We start from the raw sequence: 24,052 nt of genomic DNA, 5'->3' as shown, positions 1-24,052 counted from the left end.
TCGGCATCGCTCCCGTAGTGCGGGCTCGGCACCATGGCAATGCGACGCCGTGGCGGTGTAGCTCAGTCGGTAGAGCAAACGACTCATAATCGTTGTGTCGCCGGTTCAAGTCCGGCCATCGCTACCACAACCGATACAAGACCATCAGGTACCGGAAAGAAGGCATATCGTGGCCGCGAAGTCCACCGATGTCCGGCCAAAGATCACCTTGGCCTGCGAGCAGTGCAAGCACCGCAACTACATCACCAAGAAGAACCGGCGCAACGACCCGGATCGGCTGGAGCTGAAGAAGTTCTGCCCGAACTGCGGCACGCACCGGGCGCACCGCGAATCCCGCTAGTCCTCCACGCGTGAACTACCGCGTGGTGTAGCGCCGGGAGTCGCATCCCGGTATCTCGGGCCGTGGCACCGCGAGGGCCGGACAGATGTCCGGCCCTGACGCATTTTCACGGTGCGGGTGCGGTGGTGAGCGCTCCGCAGACTCCGGGTGACGGGGTCAGATAGGTACAGTCCTCCCGTGACAATCAACACCGGTACAGACGAAGCGGTCCAGACGGGCGAGGCGCTCGACCCCGCCGGAAACGCCGCGGCGATGGTCGGTCACCACTACCGCGTCGACGACTACTACGAGGTCGGCCGCGAGAAGGTGCGTGAATACGCCCGCGCCGTGCAGGACTACCACCCGGTGCACTGGGACGAGGACGTGGCGCAGGAGTACGGGTACGACAACCTGCTCGCGCCGGTCACCTTCATCTCCCTGGTCGGGATCCTGGCCCAGCGCAAGCTGTTCGAGGAGGTCGTCACCGGTTACGACCTCAGCCAGATCATGCAGACCGACCAGATCCTCGAGTTCCACCGCCCGATCAAGGTCGGCGACCAGCTCACCTGCGACGTCTACCTGCATTCGTTCCGCCAGGCCTTCGGCGGCGACATCATGGTCACCAAGAACATCGTCACCGCGCAGAACGACGAGCTGGTGCTCACCACCTACACCACCCTCGTCGGCCGCAGCGGTGCCGACATCGACCCGAACCTCAACGCCGCCGTCCGCAACGTGCTGATGCACGGCATCGGCGAGGAGGCGCCGGTGCATCACCCGCGCAGCACCCCCGCGGCGACCGAGGCGGCCGCACCGGTCGCGCCCGTGGCGGAGGCGGTGCGCAGCAAGCACGCCATCCGCTTCGAGGACGTCTCGGTCGGCGACGAGCTGCCCGCCCGGACTGTCCGGCTCACCCGCGGCGATCTGGTGAACTACGCGGGCGTCTCCGGCGACGCCAACCCGATCCACTGGAGCGACGAGGTGGTGAAGCTGGTCGGGCTGGAGAACGTCGTCGCGCACGGCATGCTCACCATGGGCCTGGGTGGCGGATTCGTCACCTCCTGGCTCGGCGATCCCGGCGCGATCAAGGAGTACAACGTCCGCTTCACGAGCCCGGTCTACGTGGGCACCGACGAGGCCGCCGAGGTGGAGTACACCGGTAAGGTGAAATCGGTCGATCCGGAGAGCAAGACCGCGGTCGTGGCGATCGTAGCGAAGTCGGCGGGGAAGAAGATCTTCGGCCGCGCCACCGCGACGGTGCAGCTGGCCTGACCAGCTACGGCGACCCGGATTGGCTAATGGCGCGCACGGTAACGTACACTCAGGTTTCTGGGGTCGCCAGCCGCTGCGCGCTGCTCTGAGGGGCTGGTTCCAGGTGATCCGCGAGGAGCACCGACGGGGCCGGCAACTGCCGGAGTGGCGCGCGTGTTGTGTGACACCAGGGCACAACTGAATATCGAACAGTGGTTGGACGGCCACCAGTGTCCAACCGAAGGGGCGTAGCTCAACTGGCAGAGCAGCGGTCTCCAAAACCGCAGGTTGCAGGTTCAAGTCCTGTCGCCCCTGCCCTGATTGCCAGCGACGAGAGAGGATCGACGTGAGCGAGCGTAGCGAGCGAGCCATTGGCACAGCGCGCATCGCGCACGGCGGCACCGAGCGCAGCGAGGAGAAGGCGTGAGCGACGAGCGGGACATTCGCCGCGGCGCACATGCCGCCGACGAAGGCGATGACACCGCCGCGGCGACACGGCCGAGCGGAAAGCGGTCTGCTCGGCGGACTCGCGCTGCGTCTTCTCAGGTCGACACGGGCACGGTCGCCACGCTCGACCGTCCGCGAAAGGCAACCAAGACCGATCGGGCCGAGCGCAAGTCGGGTAATCCGTTCAAGCGTTTGATCAAGTTCCTGCGTGAGGTCATCGCGGAACTGCGCAAGGTGATCTGGCCCAACCGGAAGCAGATGGTCACCTATACGAGCGTTGTTCTGGTGTTCGTGATTTTCATGGTCGCGTTCATCAGCGGGTTGGATCTGGCGTTCATCAAGGGTGTCAACTGGCTGTTCGGCTAGCTGAACAACGCCGACGCCGGTAGCCGATCCCGGGCGGACACGGGTGGCAGTGATTTTGCCGCGCGCCCGGCCCGGCACGCAGAGGATGTACGTGACGACACAGGAAGCGAGTGCCCCAGTGAGCACCCCGGAGAACGACACACACGACAAGTTCCCGGCCGACGACGCGGTGGCCGAGCCCACCGACTCCGTCGAGGAGTTCGCGACCGACGAGCCTGCGGTCGAGGAATCGGAGCCCGCTGAGTCCGCCCCTGCCGTCGACGCCGAGCCCGCCGATCCCGTCGCCGAGATGAAGGCCGCGCTGCGGCGCGCCCCCGGCGAGTGGTACGTCATCCACTCCTACGCGGGCTACGAGAACAAGGTGAAGGCCAACCTCGAGACCCGCGTGCAGAACCTGGACCTGGAGGACTACATCTTCCAGGTCGAGGTGCCCACCGAAGAGGTCACCGAGATCAAGAACGGCCAGCGCAAGCACGTCAACCGCAAGGTGCTGCCCGGATACATCCTGGTCCGGATGGAGCTGAACGACGAGTCGTGGGGCGCGGTGCGCAACACTCCCGGCGTCACCGGATTCGTCGGCGCCACCTCGCGTCCGTCGCCGCTGTCCATCGATGACGTGGTGAAGTTCCTGGTCCCGGCCGCGCAGCAGCAGAAGAAGCCGTCCGCGGCGGCTGCCTCGGCGAGCGCCGAGTCGGCGGGTGGCGAGGTCGCGCCGAAGCCGGTCATCGAGGTCGACTTCGAGGTCGGCGAGTCGGTGACCGTCATGGACGGCCCGTTCGCCACGCTGCCCGCCAGCATCTCCGAGGTGAACGCCGAACAGCAGAAGCTCAAGGTGCTCGTGTCGATCTTCGGCCGCGAGACCCCGGTCGAGCTGGCGTTCACCCAGGTCGCGAAGATCTAGACCAGCTCTATCAGCGGCCGGGGGAATCTGCCCGGTCGAGGATCGCGACACCAGACTTGCAAAGAGCAAGGACAACAAACACCTAGGAAAGAAAGATGCCCCCCAAGAAGAAGAAGCTCGCCGGGATCATCAAGCTTCAGATCCAGGCCGGCCAGGCGAACCCGGCCCCTCCGGTCGGCCCCGCGCTCGGTCAGCACGGCGTCAACATCATGGAGTTCTGCAAGGCGTACAACGCCGCGACCGAGTCGCAGCGTGGCAACGTCATCCCGGTCGAGATCTCGGTGTACGAGGACCGGTCGTTCGACTTCAAGCTGAAGACCCCGCCCGCCGCCAAGCTGCTGCTCAAGGCCGCAGGCGTGCAGAAGGGCTCGGCGGAGCCGCACCGCCTCAAGGTCGCCAAGGTGACCATGGACCAGGTGCGCGAGATCGCCAAGACCAAGCAGGAAGATCTGAACGCCAACGACCTCGAGCAGGCGGCCAAGATCATCGCGGGTACCGCGCGTTCGATGGGCATCACCGTCGAAGGCTGAGCGGAATCGCTCCCTGGTGGGAGGGCCGGCCAGGCCCGATAACCACGTCTGAACTACAACACAGCGGCGCGAGCGACGGGCTCGGAGGCGTAAGCCTGCGTGACCACGGAGAGCCCCGGGAGCGCTGCCGATCGAACAGGACAGAGAATCATGGCAAAACGAAGCAAGGCGTACCTCGCCGCGGCCGAGAAGGTCGATCGCACCAAGCTCTACTCCCCGCTGGCCGCCGCGCGCCTGGCGAAGGAGACCTCCAGCACCAAGACCGACGCGACCGTCGAGGTCGCCGTGCGTCTGGGTGTGGATCCCCGCAAGGCGGACCAGATGGTCCGCGGCACGGTCAACCTGCCGCACGGCACCGGTAAGACCGCCCGCGTCATCGTGTTCGCGGCGGGCGAGAAGGCAGCCGAGGCCGAGGCCGCGGGCGCCGACGCCGTCGGCGCCGAGGACCTGATCGAGCGGATCCAGGGCGGCTGGCTGGACTTCGACGCCGCGATCGCCACCCCGGACCAGATGGCCAAGGTCGGCCGGATCGCGCGTGTTCTCGGCCCGCGCGGCCTGATGCCGAACCCGAAGACGGGCACGGTCACCACCGACGTGACCAAGGCTGTCAACGACATCAAGGGCGGCAAGATCAACTTCCGCGTCGACAAGCAGGCCAACCTGCACTTCGTCATCGGCAAGGCGTCCTTCGACGACAACAAGCTGGTGGAGAACTACGGCGCCGCGCTGGACGAGATCCTGCGTGCCAAGCCGTCGACCGCCAAGGGCCGCTACGTCAAGAAGGTGACGGTCTCGACGAACACCGGACCGGGCATCCCGGTGGACCCGAACCGCACCCGCAACCTCCTCGAAGAGGAAGCGTAAGCAGCAGCCGAGCTGACCACAACGGCGGGAACGCATACGCGTTCCCGCCGTTGTGCGTATCCGGACTAAACAGCCCCGCGCCGTCGTTGGGCTCAGTGTGACCGTTGTTCTCCTGATCTCCGGCAGCACTCGCGCCGCCTCCACGAATTCCGCCGCTCTGCGGACGGTCTCGGCGATCGCCCCGGACGGCGTCGAAACCCGCTGGTACGACGGCCTCGCGGAGTTGCCCGCCTTCAACCCGGACGACGACGGCACCACTCATCCATCGGTCGTCGGGCTCCGTGAACAACTTTCGCGCGCCGACGCCGTGCTGTTGTGCACGCCGGAGTACGCGGGCACCTTGCCGGGCAGCCTGAAGAACCTGCTCGACTGGACCGTCGGCACCGGTGACCTCTACCGCAAGCCGGTCTCGTGGATCACCGTCGCGCCCGCCGGGCGCGGCGATGGCGCGACCGCGACCCTGCGCAGTGTGCTGGGGTACGTGGGCGCCGACGTCGATCCCGGCGTCGGCGAACGAGTGCAGGTGCTGCGCGAGGACGTCGGCCCGGACGGACTGATCGCCGCCGCCGAATTCCGGTCCGGTGCTTCCGCCGTGCTGCGCGGGCTCGTACGGCATGCCGAGCGCGCGAGGCTCTAGAGAACGCTACGCCCAGCATCTTCCAGCCGGGCCTGGCTGGTGTCCGATCGGCGCTATGGCGTCGGATCACCCTGCGAATCAGCCGATTTCCGCCATCCGAGCAGCACGGACTCGCCGGGTTGCGCGCCCCACGGCAGGAAGATCGCCACGAGCACGGCGCACACGGCGACCGCGCCCGCGGCCACCAGCGACGCGGCATGCGAACCTTCGAGCATCGCGGTCTTCATCGCGACGATCAGGTTCTCGCGCTGAGTCTCGAAGAACGGCGGCAGCGGACGTTTACGCATTTCGATCACACTGAGCAGGCTGGCTTTCACCAGGCCCTTCTCGTCGTCGTTCATCAGCCCCGCTGGCACGGCGTCGATACGCGGCGCGATGCGACTGCTGTAGTAGGAAGCCACGATCGAGCCGAGCACGGCGACGCCGAGCGTGCCGCCGATCTCCCGGGTGGTGTCGTTGACCGCGGATCCGGCGCCCGCCTCGTTCAGCGGCAGTGAGTTCATGATCGATTCGGTGGCCGGGCCCTGCACGATGGCCAGGCCGAGCGCCATCGAGACCATCGACGGCAGCACGCCGGTCAGATAGCCGCTGTCCACGGTCACCTGACCACCGAGGTAGAGACCCGCCCCGGTCAGCAGCAGACCGAACACGATGACGGGCGTGGCGCCGAGCCGTTGTGCGAGCAGGGTGGCGATGGGAGCGCCCGCGGCGACCGAGAACGCGAACGGCAAAGAGGCGATGCCGAATTCGAGCGGCGTGTATTCCCGTACGCCCTGGAAATATTGGGTGATGAGGAAAAGGAATCCGAACATCGAGAAATAGCCGACCGCGATGGCCAGCGCGGGCATGGAGAATCGGCGATCGCGGAACAGTCGCAGATCGAGAATCGGTGTGGCGGTGCGCAATTCCCAGGCGACGAATCCGGTGAGCAGCGCGGCGCCGAGCGCGGCGGTGCCCAGCGTCGGCACCGACAGCCAGCCGTGCCGCGGCGCCTCGATGATCGACCACACGAGCGACGTGATGCCGGTGATGGACAGCGCTATGCCGAGCACGTCGAGTCTGCCCACCCGGGACGAGCGCGACTCGGGCACCCAGATCAGCGTCGCGACCGCGGCGGCCAGCGCGGCAGGCACATTGATCCAGAACACCGCGTGCCAGCTGAAATGTTCGAGCAACCAGCCGCCCGAGATGGGGCCGATGGCGATCGCGAAGCCCGCCATAGCGGTCCACGCGGCGACGGCGAGCGCGCGCTCCCTTCGCTCGGTGAAGATGTTGATGATCAGCGCGAGCGTCGCGGGGAAGACGGCGGCGGCGAAGACGCCCATGGCGGCGCGCGCCGCGACGACCGCTCCCATGGAGTCCGCCAGCGCGCCGCCGATCGACATGACGGCGACACCGGCCAGGCCGATCATCATCACGCGCCGACGGCCGTACCGGTCGCCCAGGTTGCCGAAAGCGAGCAACAGTCCCGCGAAGGTCAGCGTATACGCGTCGACCACCCATTGCAGGCCGCTGATGCCGGTGGACAGGTCGACGCCGAGGGAGGGCAGCGCCACGTTGACGATGGTGTTGTCGAGGACGACCAGTAGCTCAGCAAGGCAGATCACGGCCAAGGCGGCGAAGCGGGCGGTGCGTCGTTCCAGCACCTTCGGTGGATCGACTATGGAGGTTGCCATAGTTGGGCAGCCTAGACACTAACTGTCACCTCTAGTAACACTTTCTTGGGCGATGTCGGCCACAGTCGAGTCCGAATGTGAGTCGCGACACAAACTGTCGAACGGTGAACGGGTTTCGATCCGGTTCTCGCGGGGGCCGTTTTGGCAGTTGGCAACCTATGCAGGTACATTGGACAACAGTTATCGACGAGTTCGATCGCTACCCAATCCGTTCTACCGAAGACCGTTGGTCGCCGATCCCGTATGGGTTCGGTCGAAGGTCCGGCGACATTGCCGGCGGCCCACGCAGGGAGAGCCGAGGCTGGGAATTGATTCGGGTCTGTCCCGGATCGGTTTTCTGTTGCGCCCCGGAACGCTCTGCGTTCGGGGCGTTTGTTTTGTCGCCGGCCCCTGATCGGTAGTTCGCGTATACGAACCGACCAATCAGAGAGGAGGCGAAGTATGGCAAAACCCGAGAAGGTCACCGCGGTCGAGGAGATCGCGGAGCAGTTCAAGAGCTCGACGGCCACCGTCGTCACGGAATACCGTGGCCTGTCGGTCGGCAAGCTCACCGAGCTGCGGCGCGCGCTCGGCGCCGAAGCCACGTACTCCGTCGCCAAGAACACCCTGGTCAAGCGGGCCGCCGCGGAGGCGGGCGTGGAAGGCCTCGACGACCTGTTCGTCGGACCTACCGCGATCACCTTCATCACCGGTGAGCCGGTCAACGCGGCCAAGGCCCTGAAGACCTTCGCGAAGGACAACAAGGCGCTCATCATCAAGGGCGGCTACATGGACGGCGCTCCGCTGTCCGTGTCCGAGGTCGAGCGGATCGCCGACCTGGAAACCCGCGAGGTGCTGCTGGCCAAGCTGGCCGGCGCGCTGAAGGGCAACCTCGCCAAGGCCGCCGGTCTGTTCAACGCTCCCGCCTCGCAGGTGGCCCGCCTGGCCGCCGCGCTGCAGGAGAAGAAGCAGGCCGAAGAAGGCGGATCCGCCGCCGAGTAAGACCGGGCGGCACGACCTGCCCCCATAGACATCAACTACCGAAAGGAACCAACAATGGCCAACGTTGACGAACTGCTCGAGACCTTCGGCAACATGACCCTGCTCGAGCTGTCGGACTTCGTGAAGAAGTTCGAGGAGAAGTTCGAGGTCACCGCCGCCGCTCCGGTCGCCGTCGCCGCCGTCGGCGGTGCCGCCGCTCCGGCCGAGGCCGCCGAGGAGCAGGACGAGTTCGACGTCGTCCTCGAGGGCGCGGGCGACAAGAAGATCCAGGTCATCAAGGTGGTCCGCGAGATCGTCTCCGGCCTGGGCCTGAAGGAAGCCAAGGACCTCGTCGAGAGCGCTCCGAAGCCGATCCTGGAGAAGGTCGCCAAGGATGCCGCCGAGGCCGCCAAGGCGAAGCTGGAAGAGGCCGGCGCCAAGGTCTCGGTCAAGTAATTCCCGACCGGAACACGCCGAACGGGCGGTCCCCTTTGTGGGGACCGCCCGTTTGCGTTTTCCGGCAACCTCGCCGCTATTACCGATACCGAAAGGATTGCGGAGTTACTCCGCAGTCAGGTTGGGGTGTGCCCGATCTGTCCCATGCGTTACAGTGACCGAACCCACTGTGACGTGACGCACCGCGATGACCGAGCGCGCGGTTCGCCGGTGGGGCAGCTCGCTGAGAATTGTGGAGGTTGGCGTGGGCGTCGAGGTCAGGACCGAGAGTGTAACCAAGTCTTTCGGTTCCCAGCGAATTTGGCAGGACGTGTCTCTGACGTTGCCCTCGGGCGAGGTCAGCGCGCTGCTGGGCCCATCCGGCACCGGTAAGTCGGTGTTCCTGAAGTCGCTGATCGGGCTTCTGCGCCCGGAACGCGGCTCCATCTACATCGACGGCACCGATATCACCACCTGCTCCAACAAGGAGCTCTACGAGATCCGCAAGCTGTTCGGCGTGCTGTTCCAGGACGGAGCGCTGTTCGGGTCGATGCATCTGTTCGACAACGTGGCCTTCCCGTTGCGCGAGCACACCAAGAAGAGCGAATCCGAGATCAAGAAGATCGTCATGGAGAAGCTGGAGCTCACCGGTCTGCTCGGGGCCGAGGGCAAGCTGCCCGGCGAGATCTCCGGCGGTATGCGCAAGCGTGCCGGGCTGGCCCGCGCTCTGGTGCTGGATCCGCAGATCATCCTGGTCGACGAGCCCGACTCGGGTCTCGACCCGGTGCGCACCTCCTACCTGTCTCAGCTGCTGATCGATATCAACGCGCAGATCGACGCCACGATTCTGATCGTCACGCACAACATCAACCTCGCGCGCACCGTGCCGGACAACATCGGCATGCTCTTCCGCCGCCAGCTGGTCATGTTCGGTCCGCGTGAGGTGCTGCTCACCTCCGACGAGCCGGTGGTCAAGCAGTTCCTCAACGGCCGCATGATCGGCCCGATCGGCATGTCCGAGGAGAAGGACGAGGCGCAGATGGCGCGCGAGCAGGCGTTGGTGGACGCCGGGCACCATCACGGTGGCGCGGAAGAGGTCGAGGGCATCATCCCGCAGATGCGTGCGACGCCGGGCATGCCGGTGCGGCAAGGGGTGCTGCGGCGCAAGGAGCGTGTCCGCGAGATCATGCACACGCTGCCCCACGCTGCCCAGGTCGCGATCCGCGAATCACTTGCGGAGAACGACGACACGCAGGTGATGGCGTACAACAGCGGCGACCTGGCTAATTATCAGGGCGGCGCGTACGACACCACCGTGCGACACAACACAACTAACGGGTAACATCTGCGATCGTGAATTCGACCCTGGCGCGATTGCGAACTCCCCTGGAGTCGGGGTTTGCCCAGGCCGGCAATATATTCGCGCTGCTCCTCGACGTTTTGCGCAAGACATTCCGTCGTCCCTTCGAGTGGCGGGAGTTCATCGAGCAGTCGTGGTTCATCGCGAGTGTCTCGATCCTGCCCAGCGCGCTGGTCGCGATTCCGTTCGGCGCGGTTGTGGCACTGCAGACCGGTTCGCTGATCAAGCAATTGGGCGCGGAATCCTTCACCGGCGCGACCAGTGTGCTGGCAACCGTCCAGCAGGCCGCTCCGGTCGTCACGGCCCTGATCATCGCGGGCGCGGCCGGGTCGGCGGTGGCCGCCGATCTCGGCTCGCGCACCATCCGCGAGGAGATCGACGCACTGGAAGTGCTCGGCGTGGATCCGGTGCGAAAGCTGGTGGTGCCGCGCGTGATCGGCATGATGCTGGTCGCGCTCCTGCTCAACGGCTTGGTCTCGGTGGTCGGCATCGCGGGCGGGTACTTCTTCAACGTGCTGCTGCAGGGCGGCACCCCCGGCGCCTACCTCGCGTCGTTCTCCGCCCTCGCCCAGCTGCCGGACCTATGGATCGGCGAGATCAAGGCGGCGGTGTTCGGCTTGCTCGCCGGCGTCATCGCCGCGTACAAGGGCTTGCATCCCAAGGGGGGCCCGAAAGGAGTCGGTGACGCGGTGAACCAATCCGTGGTTATCACATTCATGGTGCTGTTCTTCGTGAATCTCATCCTGACCCTGGTGTACCTACAGGTCGTCCCGGCCAAGGGCTCCTGACCGATGGCCACGTCGTACCGAACCCCGGTCGCCAAGTCTCTGCGCCGGGCAGGTGAAGTCGCTCGTATGCCGCTCAACGTCATCGACCGCGCGGGCGAGCAGATGTCGTTCTACACGCGCGCCATCGCGTGGATCCCGCGGACCGCGGTGCACTACCGCAAGGAAGTCATGCGGCTGCTGGCCGAGGTCACCTTCGGCACCGGCGCGCTGGCGGTGATCGGCGGCACCATCGGCGTCATCGTGTTCATGTCCGGCTCCGTCGGCGTCGTCGTCGGTCTGCAGGGCTTCAAGGCCCTCGACGCGCTCGGCAGCTCGGTGCTCACCGGCTTCCTCACCGCCTACATCAATACCCGCGAGATCGCGCCGTTGGTCGCGGCGCTCGCGCTCTCGGCGACGGTCGGTTGTGGTTTCACCGCGCAGTTGGGCGCCATGCGGATCTCCGAGGAGATCGACGCGCTCGAGGTGATGGCGGTGCCCGGCGTGCCGTTCCTGGTCACCAGCCGGGTGATCGCCGGATTCCTCGCGGTGATCCCGCTCTACATCGTCGGCCTGCTCGGCACGTTCCTGGCGTCGCGGATGATCAGCATCTGGTTCAACGGGCAATCCAGCGGGTCCTACGACCACTACTTCAGTCTGTTCCTGCCACCGGAGGACGTGCTCTATTCGTTCCTCAAGGTGCTGGTCTTCGCGTTCGTGATCATCATGGTGCACTGCTATTACGGATTCCACGCCACCGGCGGACCCGCCGGCGTCGGCGTCGCGGTCGGTCGTGCGGTCCGCGCCGCGATCGTCCTGGTGAACATCCTCGACTTCTTCCTCAGCCTCGCGATCTGGGGCACCACCACCACGGTGCGGGTGGCCGGATGAGCCGCACGCAGACCTGGCGCTCGACCGAAAAGCTGCGAACTCGAGTGCTGGGCATCGCGTTCTTCGTCGTGGTCGCGCTGTTCCTGTGGGTCACCATCGCGATCTACAACAAGCAGTTCGTGCGAACGGTGCACGTCGACCTGATCACCGACAGTGTGGGCAACGCGCTCACCCGCAACGCGGACGTGAAGGTGCGCGGCATCAACGTCGGCGAGGTGCGCTCGAGCAGGTCCGAGGGCGGCGAGGTGACCTTGAACCTGGCGATCAACCCGGACAAGGCGCAGCAGATCCCGGCCAACGCGACCGCGCGCCTGCTGCCCAAGACGCTGTTCGGCGAGCGCTACGTGGACCTGGTGATCCCGCAAGACCCCAGCCCGCAGCATTTGACCGACGGCGTGACGCTGCGCCAGGACCGCAGCGGCAACGCGGTCGAGGTGAGCAAGCTGCTCGACGACCTGCTGCCGCTGCTGCAGGCCATCCCGCCGCAGGATCTCGCCGCCACCCTCGGCGCGCTGTCGCAGGCGCTCGCCGGTCAGGGCTTCGCGCTCGGCCAGACCGTGGACAAGCTGGACGACGCCTTCCGCCAGGTCAATGTGGTGCTGCCGGACCTGCGGGCGGACCTGCGCAGTTTCGCCGAGGTGGCGGCCACCTACTCCGACGCGGCGCCGCAGCTGATCCAGGCCTTGGACAATCTGCGCACGACCAACGCCACGATCGTGCAGCGGCGCACCGACATCGACCTCCTGTACGCGACGCTGACGCCGACCGCGGCCACCACCACGGAGTTCCTGATCGCCAACCGCGACAACATCATCGACGTGGCCGCCGACGCGCGTCCCGCGCTGGAGCAGCTGGCCTACTACTCGCCGAACCTCGCCTGCTCGCTGGCGAACTTCGCGCAGCTCAAGCCCCGTATCGACCGGATCTTCGGCAAGGGAACCGACCAGCCGGGCTCCCGAGTGACCATCGAACTCACCAACCCCCGCGGCAAGTACCTGCCCAACCAGGACGAGCCGCGCTGGCTGGACACCAGGGGGCCGTGGTGCATTCCCGAGATGCCGCTGGGTGTCGACCCCGGCCAGTACACCGGCGGCCCGAACAACGACGGCTCCTACGCCGTCCCCAGCCGCAACCCCGGTGACCAGGAGATCGGTCATTTGGCGCCACCGCAGTTCGGCGTCCACCCGGCGAGCAAGATGCCGACGATCGCGGGTTCGCCGATGGAGCAGCAGTCGCTCGGCGCGATCTACGGCGCGGCCAACGGCGTCGCCCCGGATCAGGTGCCGGGTTGGGTGACCCGGGCCGGCGCGCCCGCGTTCCGCGGAAGCGAGGTGAGCGTGCGATGAAGGAGCAGCTGCGCGGCCTGGGCGGGTCGCTGACCAAGCTGATCATCTTCGTCGTGGTGACCTTGTTCGTGACCACGATGCTCGCGCTGTCCATCGCCAACTACGGCGGCGGCGGCACGGAATTCAAGGCCAGGTTCAGCGACGTCACCGCGCTCAACGCCGGCGACGAGGTCCGCATCGCGGGCGTTCGGGTCGGAAAGGTCACCAAGGTCTCGATCGTGGACAAGCGCCTGGCCGAGGTGAAATTCGATCTCACCGACCGGGACTGGCTGCCCGCCTCGACCACCGCCACGATCAAGTACCGCAACCTGGTCGGCCAGCGCTACATCGCGCTGGAGCAGGGGACTGGGGAGCAGGGCCGCAAGCTGAACGAGGGCGGCACCATCCCGCTGGAGCGCACCAGGCCCGCGCTGAATCTGACCACGCTGTTCAACGGCTTCCGGCCGCTGTTCCGCACGCTGACCGCCGACGACGTGAACAAGCTGTCCTTCGAGATCATCCAGGTCTTCCAGGGTGAGCAGGGCACCATCCGCGATCTGGTCGCCAGCACGGCGAACCTGACCAACAAGATCGCGGACAAGGACGCCGTGATCGGTGAGCTGACGCGCAATCTGACCGCCGTGCTGGACACGGTCAACCAGCGCGACGACCAGTTCGACCAGTTGATCGTGAACACCGAGGCGCTGATCAGCGGCCTCAACGCCGAGCGCGACACGATCGGGCGCTCGGTGACCTCGCTGGCCAACCTGACCTCGGCGACATCGGACCTGCTCGTGCCGGTGCGCCCGACGCTGCAGGGCTCGATCGCGGGCCTGAGCCAGCTGACCGGCACGCTCGACGAGCGTCAGGACGAGGTGAACGAAGCGCTGTACAACCTTCCGCTGAAGATGGAGAAGCTCGGTCGCGCCGCCAGTTACGGCTCCTGGTTCCAGTTCTATCTGTGCGGCATCGACCTTGTCGTCGGGCCGGGCGCGGTAGACGCGCCGCAGCTGAATCTGCCCGCCGGTTTGCCGACGATCAACCAGCCCCTGTACACCAACGCGGCGCCGCGCTGCCATGGGAAGGCTCGCTGATGGACGACCGCTCTCTGCTCGGCAAGCGCAGCCCCGCGTTTCTGGGCGCGCTCGGCATCGCCGTGGTGCTATTGGTGACGGTCTCGGCGTTCTACCTCGATCGATTGCCGATCATCGGGGCGGGGACCAAGTACACAGCCGAATTCAGCGAGGCGGCGGGCCTGAAGAAGGGCAACGAAGTCCGGGTCGCGGGCGTGAAGGTCGGTTCGGTGTCCGACGTCCGGCTCGCCGGTGACCGTGTGCTCGTGGACTTCCGCACCAAGGACACCTGGATCGGCGACGCGACCACCGCGTCCATCCAGATCAAGACGCTGCTCGGGCAGAAGTACCTCGCGCTCGACCCGCGGGGCTCGAAGCCTGCCGACCCGAGTTCGCGGATCCCGCTCTCGCGCACGGTTTCTCCGTACGACGTGGTGGACGCGTTCACCGACGCGGCGCGCACCATCGATCAGATCGACACCGCCCAGCTGGCCAAGAGCATGCAGGTGCTGTCGGAGGCATTCGAGACGACCCCGCCGGAGATTCGCGGCTCCATCGACGGCGTCGCCCGGCTGTCGGAGACGCTGGCCAAACGCGACCAAGAGCTGAAGAAGCTGTTCGCCGCGACCAGGCAGACCACGCAGATCCTCGCCGATCGCAACGCGGAGTTCGAGCGGCTGCTGGCCTCCGGCGGCCAGTTGCTCGCCGAGCTGAACATCCGGCAGCAGTCCATCAAGCAGTTGTTGTCCGGCGCCCAGACGGTTTCGGCGGAGCTGAGCGCGCTCGTGCACGACAACGAGGAACAGATCGGGCCCGCGCTGACGAATCTGCGCGCCGCCATCGATCTGCTCAATGCCAACCAGCAGAACATCTCCAAGACGCTGGAACTGGCGGCGCCGTTCTACAGCCTCTACGCCAGCGTGCTTGGCACCGGCCGCTGGTTCGACGCGGTGATCGTCAACGTGTTGCCGCCGGCACTGCCCGAGATTCCCGGCTACCGTCAGCCGATCCGTACTTTGGGAGGTAACTGACGTGGCGGACAACTGGCGTAGCGATCCCGTCGGTGCGGTGCGCGGCTCCGGCCGCGGCGCCAAGGTGGGTATCGCGCTGGTCGTCGTCCTCGCCGTGCTGGTGGCCGTGGTGCTGTGGTGGCTGTTCAACCGGCTGACCACCACCAAGATCACCGCGTACTTCGATCGTTCGGTCGGCATCTACGAGGGCTCGGACGTGCGAATCCTCGGCGTGCCGGTCGGCTCGGTGGATTCGGTGGAGCCGCAGGGCGATCAGGTCAAGATCGTGATGAGCGTGGACCGCAAGTACGACGTGCCCGCGGGCGCCCGGGCCGCCCAGATCACCCCCTCCATCGTCTCGGACCGCTACATCCAGCTCACCCCGGCCTACACCGACGGCCCGAAGATGGCGCGTGAGGCGACCATTCCGCGCGAGCGCACGGCAACGCCCGTCGAGGTCGACCAGCTGTACAAGAGCATCACCGAACTCTCGGAGGCGCTGGGCCCGAACGGCGCCAACGCCGAGGGCGCGGTGAACGAGCTGGTGCGCACCGGCGCGGCGAATCTGGCGGGCAACGGAGAGGCGCTGGCCAACAGCCTCACCCAGCTGTCCAGGGCGGCCCGCTACCTGTCGGACGCGCGCGGGGACATCTTCGACACGGTCAAGAACCTGCAGTCCTTTATCACCATGCTGGCCCAGAACGACCAGCAGGTGCGGCAGTTCAACACCCAGCTGGCCGACCTGTCGACCTTCCTCGCCGACGAGCGCCGAGATCTCGGCGCGGCACTGCATCTGCTGTCGATCGCGCTGGGCGACGTTGCCCGCTTCGTCGACGACAACCGGGACCTGATCGCGAGCAACGCCGAAGGGCTGATCCAGCTCACCCAGACGCTGTCCGATCAGCGCGACGACGTGGCCGCCTTGCTGCCGGTCCTGCCGGTTGCGTTGAGCAATCTGATCAACGTGCACAATGCCGAATCGGGCACCCTCGACATGCGCGCCAACTTCCCGGAACTGCAGGACCCGTTCGGTGCGGTGTGCAAGATGCTCGACCTGTCCAAGCTGATGCCGGGCGATCCCAAGTTCGAGGCGCTCGGCAGGCAGATGCGGCCGATTCTCGACCACTGCAAGGAGATCACCGACCAGGTCACCGCCGGGGTGCAGACCCCGACGCTGAATCTGCCGTTCGGCATCCTCAGCGGCGAGAACCAGCAGCGCGACCCGGTGCCGGGCACCGTGCCCGGCACGCCGTCGGACCGGCTTCCGCCGTCCCAGGGAGGGGAGCGATGAGCGTTCGGATCCGTTCCGCCGCGCGGGGACTCGGCGCGGCGGTGGCGCTGGGCCTGTCCGCCGCGCTGGTCACTTCGTGCGCCGCCGACGGCATCTACAGCGTGCCGCTGCCCGGCGGTGCCGAGGTGGGCGAGCACCCCATGCACATCGACATCCAGTTCGACGATGTCCTCGACCTCGTGCCGCAGTCGGCGGTCAAGGTCGAGGGCGTGCCGGTCGGCCGGGTCGAGAAGATCAGCATCGGCAAGGATCAGTGGACGGCCACGGTGCGCACCCTGGTCAACTCGTCGGTGAACCTGCCCGCGAACGCCCGTGCCGAGGTCAGGCAGTCGAACCTGCTCGGTGAGAAGTTCATCGAACTCTCCCGGCCCGCCGCCGATCCGGAGCCCACCCGGCTCGCCGACGGCTCGGTGATCCCGGTCGACCGCACCCGGCACGCCACCGAGGTCGAACAGGTGCTCGGCGCGCTGTCGCTGCTGCTCAACGGCGGCGGCGTCGCGCAGTTGCAGCCGATCGTCACCGAGCTGAACAAGACCATCGGGGGTCGGGAAGACCGGGTGCGCTCGCTGATCGAGCAGGCCAACACGCTGATCGGCGGCCTGAACGAGCAGGTGGACGACATCACCCGCGCGCTGGACGGCCTGGATGTACTCAGCAGCAGGGTCAGCAGGCAGACCGATCAGATCGGCAAGATCCTCGACCAGTTGCCGCAGGGCATCAAGATCCTGGAAGAGCAACGCCCGCAACTGGTCGGCCTGCTCGCCCAGCTGGATCGGCTCGGCGAAGCCGGTTTCGACGTGCTGAACACCTCGAAGGACGACCTGATCCGCGATCTCACCGCGCTGCGGCCCACGCTGCAGGAGCTGGGCCGTTCGGCGCCGGATCTGGTCGCGGCCGTTCCGTTGATCCCGACCTACCCGTTTCCCGACTCGGCGTTGGAGAGCACCTTCGGCGGCAGTGTGAACACGTGGTTGTCGGTGGACCAGCAGATCGGCGTCACGCTGAGCAACCTCGGTGTGGGCAAACCCGATCCGGTGTACATCCCGCCGGTGGGTCCGCCCGTGCCGGTGAACCCGACCAATCCGTACTACAACGGCAACGGCCCGCGTCCGGGCTGGCCGACGGTGTCGATCCTGCCGCTGCCGCCGCTGATGGCGCAGCCACCCGCGCCGGGCGTGCCGCCCGGCCCGGTCGGGGCGATTCTCGAGCAACTCGGCGTAGGGAGTGGTCCGCGATGACCCGTCTGGTGCGGTGGCAGCTCATCGCGTTCGTGGTGATCGCGGTGCTCGGCGTCGTGTACGTCGGCGGCAAGTACATCCGGCTCGACCACCTCTTCGGGCTCAACGAGTACACGGTGAAGCTGCGCGCGGCGCAGACCGGCGGCATCTACAAGGGCGCCGAGGTGACCTATCGCGGCGTGCCGGTCGGCCGGGTGGGCGCGCTGGAACTCACCGGCGAGGGCGTCGTGATGGACCTCGTCATCGACACGAGTTCGCCGAAGGTCCCGGCCTCGGCGAAAGCCGTGGTGGCCAACCGATCCGCGATCGGCGAGCAGTACGTCGACCTGCAGCCCGACTCGGAAGCGGGCCCGTACCTGCGCGACAACTCGGTGATCACCTCGGCGACCCTGCCGGTGCCGGTCGAGGAGCTGTTGTCGAGCGTGGACACCTTCGCGGGTTCGGTGGACCTGAACGCGCTCAACACGACGGTCCGCGAACTCGGCAAGGCGTTCGACGGCAAGGGCGACGATCTGCAAGTGCTGATCGACTCGCTGAACAAATTCACCGAGACCTTCCACGCCACACTGCCGCAGACCATCCAGCTGATCCGCGACGGCCGCGTCGCCCTCGGCACGCAGGCCGAGCAGTCCACCGCGATCCGCGAATTCAGCGACGGCCTGGACAAGCTCACCGACCAGTTGCGCTCCAGCGACCCCGACGTGCGCAGGCTCATCGGCACGGGGACCGACGCGGGCGAGCAGCTCGGCGCGCTGATCGAGGAGAGCGGCGGCTCGCTCACCCAGGACCTGACCAACCTGCGGCTGTTGCTGCAGGCGATCTCGCCGAAGTTCTACGCGATCAAACCCTTGCTGCAGATGCTCCCGCAGCTGTCGATCGGTGGCTCCTCCACCGCGCCCGGCGACGGGACCAGCCACTTCGGCCTGGTGCTCGAGACCAACAACCCGCCCACCTGTACCGTGGGCTACGAGGGCACGTACCGAATCCTGGAACAGATGAAGGCGCAGAACCCGGACTTCGACGACACGCGCGACGAGTTCCCGTTCAACAGGGACGCCAAATGTCTGGTGCCGTTCGGTAATCCGACCGCCGTCCGCGGTGGCGAGCGAGCCGAGTACGCCGACCCGGCCATCGTGCAGCCCTGGGACTCCAACCCCAAAACCGATCCGGAAAAGCTGAACCTGACTCCGGTCGCCGTGCAGTTGTCGACCCTGCTGGGGGTCACGCCGAAGCGGTGACCAGGAGCAATGACGTTAGGGTGTCTCCCGTGACTGACTGGACCGAGCGAACCACGGGCACGCGGCCTTGGAGCGCGACCGAGCCGAGCGACGGCGGGGCGCTGTCGTGACCGCCGATCCGGCCGAGCGATCCGATTCGGTGTCGGACGAAGCCTCGGACACGGCGAAGGCGGTGCCGGACACGTCCACGCTCGGCCGGGTGGTCTTGGCCGCCTCGTCCGCGCTGCTGGTGGTCGCGGTGATCGCTGCCGCATGGTTCGGCGCGGGGTGGGTGCGAGCCGCGCTCACCGACGGCCCGCGCGCCGATGCCCGCGACACCGCTCTGGACGCCGCGCGCCAAGCCGCGCTCAACATGACCTCGATGAACATCGACGACGTGCCCGGCTCGCTGGCCCTGGCCAGGTCCTCGATGACCGGCCCGCTGCTGGACTCGGCCACGAAGAACAAGGACCAGGCCGAGAAGCTGGCCCAGCAGAGTGGGATCGGGATGACCTCGAAGGTGCTCGGCGCCGCGCTCACCTCGCTCAGCAGCGAGGAGGACAAGGCATCGGCGCTGGTCGTCCTGCAGGTCACGGAGAACGGCAAGGACAAGCCGCCCGCCGACTATCGCTACACCTGGACCGTTGACCTGGCCAAGGACGGCGCGGTCTGGAAGGCCGAGCAGATCTCCTCGCTCAGCCAGCCGGTGCTGTTGAACGGCGGCCCCGCCCAGCAGACCGCCGCCCCGGCCGCCGACCAGCCGCCCGCCGCGCCGAAGCCGGGATCGTAGGAGGACCACCCATGACGTCTCGCCGACCGGTCAACCGCGTCACCACCAAGCGCAGGCCCGCCACGGAACCGGCGCGCGCCGGGTCCACGCGGATCGAGCGGCCCGCGGCGGCCCGTAAACCACGCGTGGCGGGCTCCTCCCGGCCCGCTGTCGATCCGGAGGCCGTGGGCGCCGATCGACGCCCTGGCGCGGCCGGATCGTCGCGGTGGCGGGGGTTCGTGCCGCGGAAGCGGAAGACCGATCGCCCCCAGCGGCCGCAGGCGGGACGCCCGCGCTGGGGCGTGATCGCGGCCGTGCTGATCGCGGCGCTGCTGCTGGGCGGTTTCGCGTGGCTCGCCGCGCAGCGGCCCGGGGTCGACACGTCGAACCAGGCGTATGTGGACAACGAGGCCACTCAGGAAGTGCGGGCGGCCGCCGACAATGCCCTGCGGACGGTCTACGCCTACGACGTGAAGAACATCGACGGCTACCGGGACACGGCGAAGCAGGTGCTCACCGGAAAGATGCTCGCCGATTTGGACAAGTACGCCGACACCACCATTTCGGCGGTCAAACAGGCGCAGACCAGCGCTGACGCGAAGTCCGATCCGATTGCTGTGACTTTGCTCACCGACAATCGCGCGGAGTTGATCGTCAACCTGGTGGTGAGCGCCACCAAGGACGGCGTGGCGCAGCAGAGCGTCGCCGGACCCGTGGTCCTGCACATGCAAAAGGTGGACGGTCGCTGGCTGGCCAGCGACATCGTGGACCAGTAAAGGCCGCCGCATGGGCCGGGATGACGCAGCGCGGCAGGCGATCTCGTCGGCGCTCCGGCCGGGCCTGCCACTTGACGAGTTTCGCCCGAACCGTCACGCTATTCACAACAGCGGCAGCTGTCACAGTGGCTTCCAGCGCACCGCGGCTCACGACGCAGCCAGCGAGTTCGGCCCGGCGCGCCAGCCATGCGGACGATCACACGGGTGGTACTTTGACACCCCCGTGTACTTGGGTGTAGGTTTGGACGTTGCGCTGGCTGCCTCCTGTCCATTCCTCGATTCGCACACGTAAGTCCCACCCTTCCGGTGTTACTTCCGTTGGTGCCTGTTCGAGCTTCGTTCGGGTTGTAACCAGCGGAATTCGTAGCAGACAAGCGACGGTCGCGGACCACCACGCGACGCGCGTGAGGTGCTGGAAGGACGCATCTTGGCAGTCTCCACCCAGACCAAGGCAGTTGCCGGAATCCCCGGAGCCCCGTTGCGGGTGTCTTTCGCGAAGATCCGTGAACCCTTGGAGGTGCCCGGGCTTCTCGACCTACAAACGGAATCATTCGCCTGGTTGATCGGTTCGCCCGATTGGCGTGAGCGTGCGGCCGCTCGCGGCGACGTCGGCCTAGTCGGTGGCCTCGAGGAGGTGCTCGAGGAGCTCTCCCCGATCGAGGACTTCTCCGGGTCCATGTCGCTGTCGTTCTCGGACCCACGCTTCGAAGAGGTCAAGGCCTCGATCGATGAGTGCAAAGACAAGGACATGACGTACGCGGCTCCGCTGTTCGTCACGGCGGAGTTCATCAACAACAACACCGGTGAGATCAAGAGCCAGACGGTCTTCATGGGTGATTTCCCGATGATGACCGACAAGGGCACGTTCATCATCAACGGCACCGAACGCGTGGTCGTCTCGCAGCTGGTCCGTTCGCCGGGTGTCTACTTCGACCACAGCGTCGACAAGGGCACGGAGAAGGACCTGCACAGCGTGCGCGTGATCCCGTCGCGCGGCGCGTGGCTGGAGTTCGACGTGGACAAGCGCGACACCGTGGGTGTGCGCATCGACCGCAAGCGCCGTCAGCCGGTCACCGTGCTGCTCAAGGCGCTGGGGTGGACCACCGAGGAGATCGTCGAGCGCTTCGGCTTCTCCGAGATCATGATGTCGACCCTGGAGAAGGACAACACCGCCGGTCAGGACGAGGCGCTGCTGGACATCTACCGCAAGCTGCGTCCGGGCGAGCCGCCGACCAAGGAGTCCGCGCAGACCCTGCTGGAGAATCTGTTCTTCAAGGAGAAGCGCTACGACCTGGCGCGCGTCGGCCGGTACAAGATCAACAAGAAGCTCGGCATCCACGTGGGCGAGCAGGTTGTCGGTTCGGTGCTGACGAAGGAAGACATCGTCAACACCATCGAGTACCTGGTGCGCCTGCACTCGGGTGACAAGACCATGACCGCCCCCGGTGGCGTCGAGGTCCCGGTGGAAGTGGACGACATCGACCACTTCGGCAACCGTCGCCTGCGCACCGTCGGCGAGCTGATCCAGAACCAGATCCGGGTCGGTCTGTCCCGGATGGAGCGCGTGGTCCGCGAGCGGATGACGACTCAGGACGTCGAGGCGATCACGCCGCAGACCCTGATCAACATCCGCCCGGTCGTCGCCGCGATCAAGGAGTTCTTCGGAACCTCCCAGCTGTCGCAGTTCATGGACCAGAACAACCCGCTGTCGGGCCTGACCCACAAGCGCCGCCTCTCGGCGCTGGGCCCGGGTGGTCTGTCCCGTGAGCGCGCCGGCCTGGAAGTCCGTGACGTCCACCCGTCGCACTACGGCCGCATGTGCCCGATCGAGACCCCGGAAGGCCCGAACATCGGCCTGATCGGCTCGCTGTCGGTGTACGCGCGGGTCAACCCGTTCGGTTTCATCGAGACGCCGTACCGCAAGGTGGTCGACGGCCGGGTGACCGACGAGGTCCGCTACCTGACCGCCGACGAGGAGGACAGGCACGTCCGTGCCCAGGCCAACTCGCCGGTCGACGCCGACGGCCGCTTCCTCGAGGACCGGGTGCTGTGCCGCCGGGGCAACGAGGAGAACGAGCTCGTCGCGGCGACCGAGGTCGACTACATGGACGTCTCGCCGCGTCAGATGGTGTCGGTGGCGACCGCGATGATCCCGTTCCTCGAGCACGACGACGCCAACCGCGCCCTGATGGGTGCGAACATGCAGCGTCAGGCCGTGCCGCTGATCCGTTCCGAGGCCCCGATCGTGGGCACCGGCATGGAGCTGCGCGCCGCCGTGGACGCGGGCGACGTCGTGGTGAACGAGAAGGCGGGTGTGGTCGAGGAGGTCTCCGCCGACTACGTCACCGTGATGGCCGATGACGGCACGCGTAAGTCCTACCGGATGCGGAAGTTCAACCGGTCGAATCAGGGCACGTGTTCGAATCAGCGTCCGATTGTGGACGAGGGTCAGCGGGTGGAGCGTGGTCAGGTGCTGGCTGATGGGCCGTGCACCGAGAACGGTGAGATGGCCCTGGGTAAGAACCTGTTGGTGGCGATCATGCCGTGGGAGGGTCACAACTACGAGGACGCGATCATCCTGTCGCAGCGGTTGGTGGAGCAGGATGTGTTGACCTCGATCCATATCGAGGAGCACGAGATCGATGCTCGCGACACCAAGCTGGGTGCTGAGGAGATCACGCGGGATATCCCGAACGTTTCCGATGAGGTTTTGGCCGATCTGGACGAGCGGGGCATCGTGCGGATCGGTGCGGAGGTGCGGGATGGGGACATCCTGGTCGGTAAGGTCACGCCGAAGGGTGAGACCGAGCTGACCCCGGAGGAGCGGTTGCTGCGGGCGATCTTCGGTGAGAAGGCCCGCGAGGTGCGCGATACGTCGTTGAAGGTGCCGCACGGTGAGTCGGGCAAGGTGATCGGTATCCGGGTGTTCTCCCGGGAGGACGACGATGACCTGCCGCCGGGGGTGAACGAGCTGGTGCGGGTGTATGTGGCGCAGAAACGCAAGATCCAGGACGGTGACAAGCTGGCCGGTCGCCACGGGAACAAGGGTGTGATCGGCAAGATCCTCGCGACCGAGGACATGCCGTTCCTGCCCGATGGCACGCCGGTGGACATCATTTTGAACACGCACGGTGTGCCGCGTCGTATGAACATCGGTCAGATCCTGGAAACCCATTTGGGGTGGATCGGTAAGGCCGGGTGGCGGGTCGATGTCGCTGCCGATGGCTCCCGCCCGGACTGGGCGGCGGCGCTGCCGGAGGAGATGCTGGGCGCGCCGGCGGATTCGAATATCGCCACGCCGGTGTTCGACGGTGCGCGGGAGGAGGAGCTGACCGGTTTGCTGGCCTCGACGCTGCCCAACCGTGACGGGGAGCGGATGGTCGATGACGACGGTAAGGCGGTGCTGTTCGACGGGCGTTCCGGTGAGCCGTTCCCGTATCCGGTCGCGGTCGGTTACATGTACATCCTGAAGCTGCATCACCTGGTCGACGACAAGATCCATGCCCGTTCGACCGGTCCGTACTCGATGATCACCCAGCAGCCGCTGGGTGGTAAGGCGCAGTTCGGTGGTCAGCGCTTCGGTGAGATGGAGTGCTGGGCCATGCAGGCCTACGGCGCGGCGTACACGCTGCAGGAGTTGTTGACCATCAAGTCCGACGACGTGGTCGGTCGGGTGAAGGTCTACGAAGCGATCGTCAAGGGCGAGAACATCCCGGAACCGGGCATCCCGGAATCGTTCAAAGTCCTGCTCAAAGAACTCCAGTCACTGTGCCTCAACGTCGAAGTGCTGTCGTCCGACGGCGCCGCGATCGAGATGCGCGACGGCGACGACGAGGATTTGGAGCGCGCGGCGGCCAACCTGGGCATCAACCTGTCGAGGAACGAAGCGGCCACCGTCGACGATCTGGCGAACTAGGCGGTCGGCCGGATGCCGTCACCCACGGCATCCGGC

General features: G+C 66.6%; 22 protein-coding genes and 2 tRNA genes. 23 read left to right on the top strand and 1 reads right to left on the bottom strand.

The annotated features are described in order from the left end of the window. The first annotated feature begins 51 nt into the window (after positions 1-51). The 9 genes from LTT66_RS08455 (at position 52) to LTT66_RS08415 (ending at position 5,315) form a co-directional block, all read left to right on the top strand. Positions 52-127, top strand: a tRNA-Met gene (locus tag LTT66_RS08455). Between the two features lie 42 nt (positions 128-169). Next, positions 170-340, top strand: a complete 171-nt coding sequence (gene rpmG / locus LTT66_RS08450; protein ID WP_011211653.1) for a 50S ribosomal protein L33 — start codon at positions 170-172, stop codon at positions 338-340. Between the two features lie 183 nt (positions 341-523). Then, complete coding sequence (locus tag LTT66_RS08445; protein WP_233069068.1) at positions 524-1,591, top strand: fused (3R)-hydroxyacyl-ACP dehydratase subunits HadA/HadB; 1,068 nt, start codon at positions 524-526, stop codon at positions 1,589-1,591. A 221-nt stretch (positions 1,592-1,812) separates the two neighbouring features. After that, a tRNA-Trp gene (locus LTT66_RS08440) sits at positions 1,813-1,885 on the top strand. Between the two features lie 108 nt (positions 1,886-1,993). Continuing rightward, positions 1,994-2,383: a preprotein translocase subunit SecE gene (gene secE, locus LTT66_RS08435; RefSeq protein WP_195147762.1), complete on the top strand. Its 390-nt coding sequence runs from the start codon at positions 1,994-1,996 to the stop codon at positions 2,381-2,383. A 118-nt stretch (positions 2,384-2,501) separates the two neighbouring features. After that, on the top strand, positions 2,502-3,284 hold the full coding sequence (nusG, locus tag LTT66_RS08430; RefSeq protein WP_043698970.1) for a transcription termination/antitermination protein NusG: 783 nt from the start codon (positions 2,502-2,504) through the stop codon (positions 3,282-3,284). A gap of 95 nt (positions 3,285-3,379) precedes the next feature. Further along, complete coding sequence (rplK, locus tag LTT66_RS08425) at positions 3,380-3,814, top strand: 50S ribosomal protein L11 (RefSeq protein WP_043698934.1); 435 nt, start codon at positions 3,380-3,382, stop codon at positions 3,812-3,814. 150 nt (positions 3,815-3,964) lie between these two features. Continuing rightward, positions 3,965-4,678: a 50S ribosomal protein L1 gene (gene rplA / locus LTT66_RS08420; RefSeq protein WP_181724759.1), complete on the top strand. Its 714-nt coding sequence runs from the start codon at positions 3,965-3,967 to the stop codon at positions 4,676-4,678. Between the two features lie 97 nt (positions 4,679-4,775). Then, the gene (locus LTT66_RS08415) at positions 4,776-5,315 is read left to right on the top strand and encodes an NADPH-dependent FMN reductase (protein ID WP_233065697.1); all 540 of its coding nucleotides are present in this window, start codon (positions 4,776-4,778) and stop codon (positions 5,313-5,315) included. Positions 5,316-5,368: 53 nt separating this feature from the next. Here the strand turns inward: LTT66_RS08415 and LTT66_RS08410 are convergent, their stop codons facing one another. Continuing rightward, positions 5,369-6,991 carry an MFS transporter gene (locus LTT66_RS08410; protein WP_233065693.1) on the bottom strand — a complete coding sequence of 541 codons (1,623 nt, stop codon included), beginning with the start codon at positions 6,989-6,991 and terminating at the stop codon, positions 5,369-5,371. A 441-nt stretch (positions 6,992-7,432) separates the two neighbouring features. Between LTT66_RS08410 and rplJ the strand changes: the two genes are divergently transcribed. From rplJ to rpoB, 14 genes are all read left to right on the top strand, one after another. Next, on the top strand, positions 7,433-7,972 hold the full coding sequence (gene rplJ / locus LTT66_RS08405; RefSeq protein ID WP_043698931.1) for a 50S ribosomal protein L10: 540 nt from the start codon (positions 7,433-7,435) through the stop codon (positions 7,970-7,972). 54 nt (positions 7,973-8,026) lie between these two features. Then, positions 8,027-8,407: a 50S ribosomal protein L7/L12 gene (rplL, locus tag LTT66_RS08400; RefSeq protein WP_043698929.1), complete on the top strand. Its 381-nt coding sequence runs from the start codon at positions 8,027-8,029 to the stop codon at positions 8,405-8,407. 187 nt (positions 8,408-8,594) lie between these two features. Next, complete coding sequence (locus LTT66_RS08395; protein WP_220136042.1) at positions 8,595-9,728, top strand: ABC transporter ATP-binding protein; 1,134 nt, start codon at positions 8,595-8,597, stop codon at positions 9,726-9,728. Positions 9,729-9,739: 11 nt separating this feature from the next. Continuing rightward, on the top strand, positions 9,740-10,534 hold the full coding sequence (locus tag LTT66_RS08390) for an MlaE family ABC transporter permease (RefSeq protein ID WP_181724751.1): 795 nt from the start codon (positions 9,740-9,742) through the stop codon (positions 10,532-10,534). A gap of 3 nt (positions 10,535-10,537) precedes the next feature. Beyond that, complete coding sequence (locus LTT66_RS08385) at positions 10,538-11,401, top strand: MlaE family ABC transporter permease (protein WP_408638758.1); 864 nt, start codon at positions 10,538-10,540, stop codon at positions 11,399-11,401. Then, positions 11,398-12,747 carry an MCE family protein gene (locus LTT66_RS08380; protein ID WP_233065691.1) on the top strand — a complete coding sequence of 450 codons (1,350 nt, stop codon included), beginning with the start codon at positions 11,398-11,400 and terminating at the stop codon, positions 12,745-12,747. Before LTT66_RS08385 ends, LTT66_RS08380 begins: the two co-directional genes overlap by 4 nt. After that, positions 12,744-13,820, top strand: a complete 1,077-nt coding sequence (locus LTT66_RS08375; RefSeq protein ID WP_233065689.1) for an MCE family protein — start codon at positions 12,744-12,746, stop codon at positions 13,818-13,820. The genes LTT66_RS08380 and LTT66_RS08375 overlap by 4 nt, the downstream gene beginning before the upstream one ends. After that, positions 13,820-14,830, top strand: coding sequence for an MCE family protein (locus LTT66_RS08370; RefSeq protein WP_043698909.1), 1,011 nt, complete (start codon positions 13,820-13,822; stop codon positions 14,828-14,830). Before LTT66_RS08375 ends, LTT66_RS08370 begins: the two co-directional genes overlap by 1 nt. A 37-nt stretch (positions 14,831-14,867) precedes the next feature. Continuing rightward, a complete protein-coding gene (locus tag LTT66_RS08365) occupies positions 14,868-16,100 on the top strand; it encodes an MCE family protein (protein WP_233069066.1) in 1,233 nt (410 codons plus the stop codon). Further along, complete coding sequence (locus LTT66_RS08360; protein WP_233065687.1) at positions 16,097-17,338, top strand: MCE family protein; 1,242 nt, start codon at positions 16,097-16,099, stop codon at positions 17,336-17,338. The genes LTT66_RS08365 and LTT66_RS08360 overlap by 4 nt, the downstream gene beginning before the upstream one ends. Then, on the top strand, positions 17,335-18,576 hold the full coding sequence (locus LTT66_RS08355; protein WP_233065685.1) for an MCE family protein: 1,242 nt from the start codon (positions 17,335-17,337) through the stop codon (positions 18,574-18,576). Before LTT66_RS08360 ends, LTT66_RS08355 begins: the two co-directional genes overlap by 4 nt. A 106-nt stretch (positions 18,577-18,682) precedes the next feature. Continuing rightward, positions 18,683-19,345, top strand: a complete 663-nt coding sequence (locus LTT66_RS08350; RefSeq protein ID WP_233065683.1) for a hypothetical protein — start codon at positions 18,683-18,685, stop codon at positions 19,343-19,345. A gap of 11 nt (positions 19,346-19,356) precedes the next feature. Beyond that, positions 19,357-20,100, top strand: coding sequence for a hypothetical protein (locus LTT66_RS08345; protein ID WP_233065681.1), 744 nt, complete (start codon positions 19,357-19,359; stop codon positions 20,098-20,100). Between the two features lie 409 nt (positions 20,101-20,509). Continuing rightward, on the top strand, positions 20,510-24,016 hold the full coding sequence (gene rpoB / locus LTT66_RS08340; protein ID WP_233065679.1) for a DNA-directed RNA polymerase subunit beta: 3,507 nt from the start codon (positions 20,510-20,512) through the stop codon (positions 24,014-24,016). Positions 24,017-24,052: the final 36 nt, after the last annotated feature.

This window comes from Nocardia gipuzkoensis (genome assembly GCF_021183645.1).
GTDB classification, from domain to species: domain Bacteria; phylum Actinomycetota; class Actinomycetes; order Mycobacteriales; family Mycobacteriaceae; genus Nocardia; species Nocardia abscessus.
The sequence above is the reverse complement of the archived record's forward strand: the minus strand, read 5'-3'. Positions and strand labels throughout refer to the sequence as shown.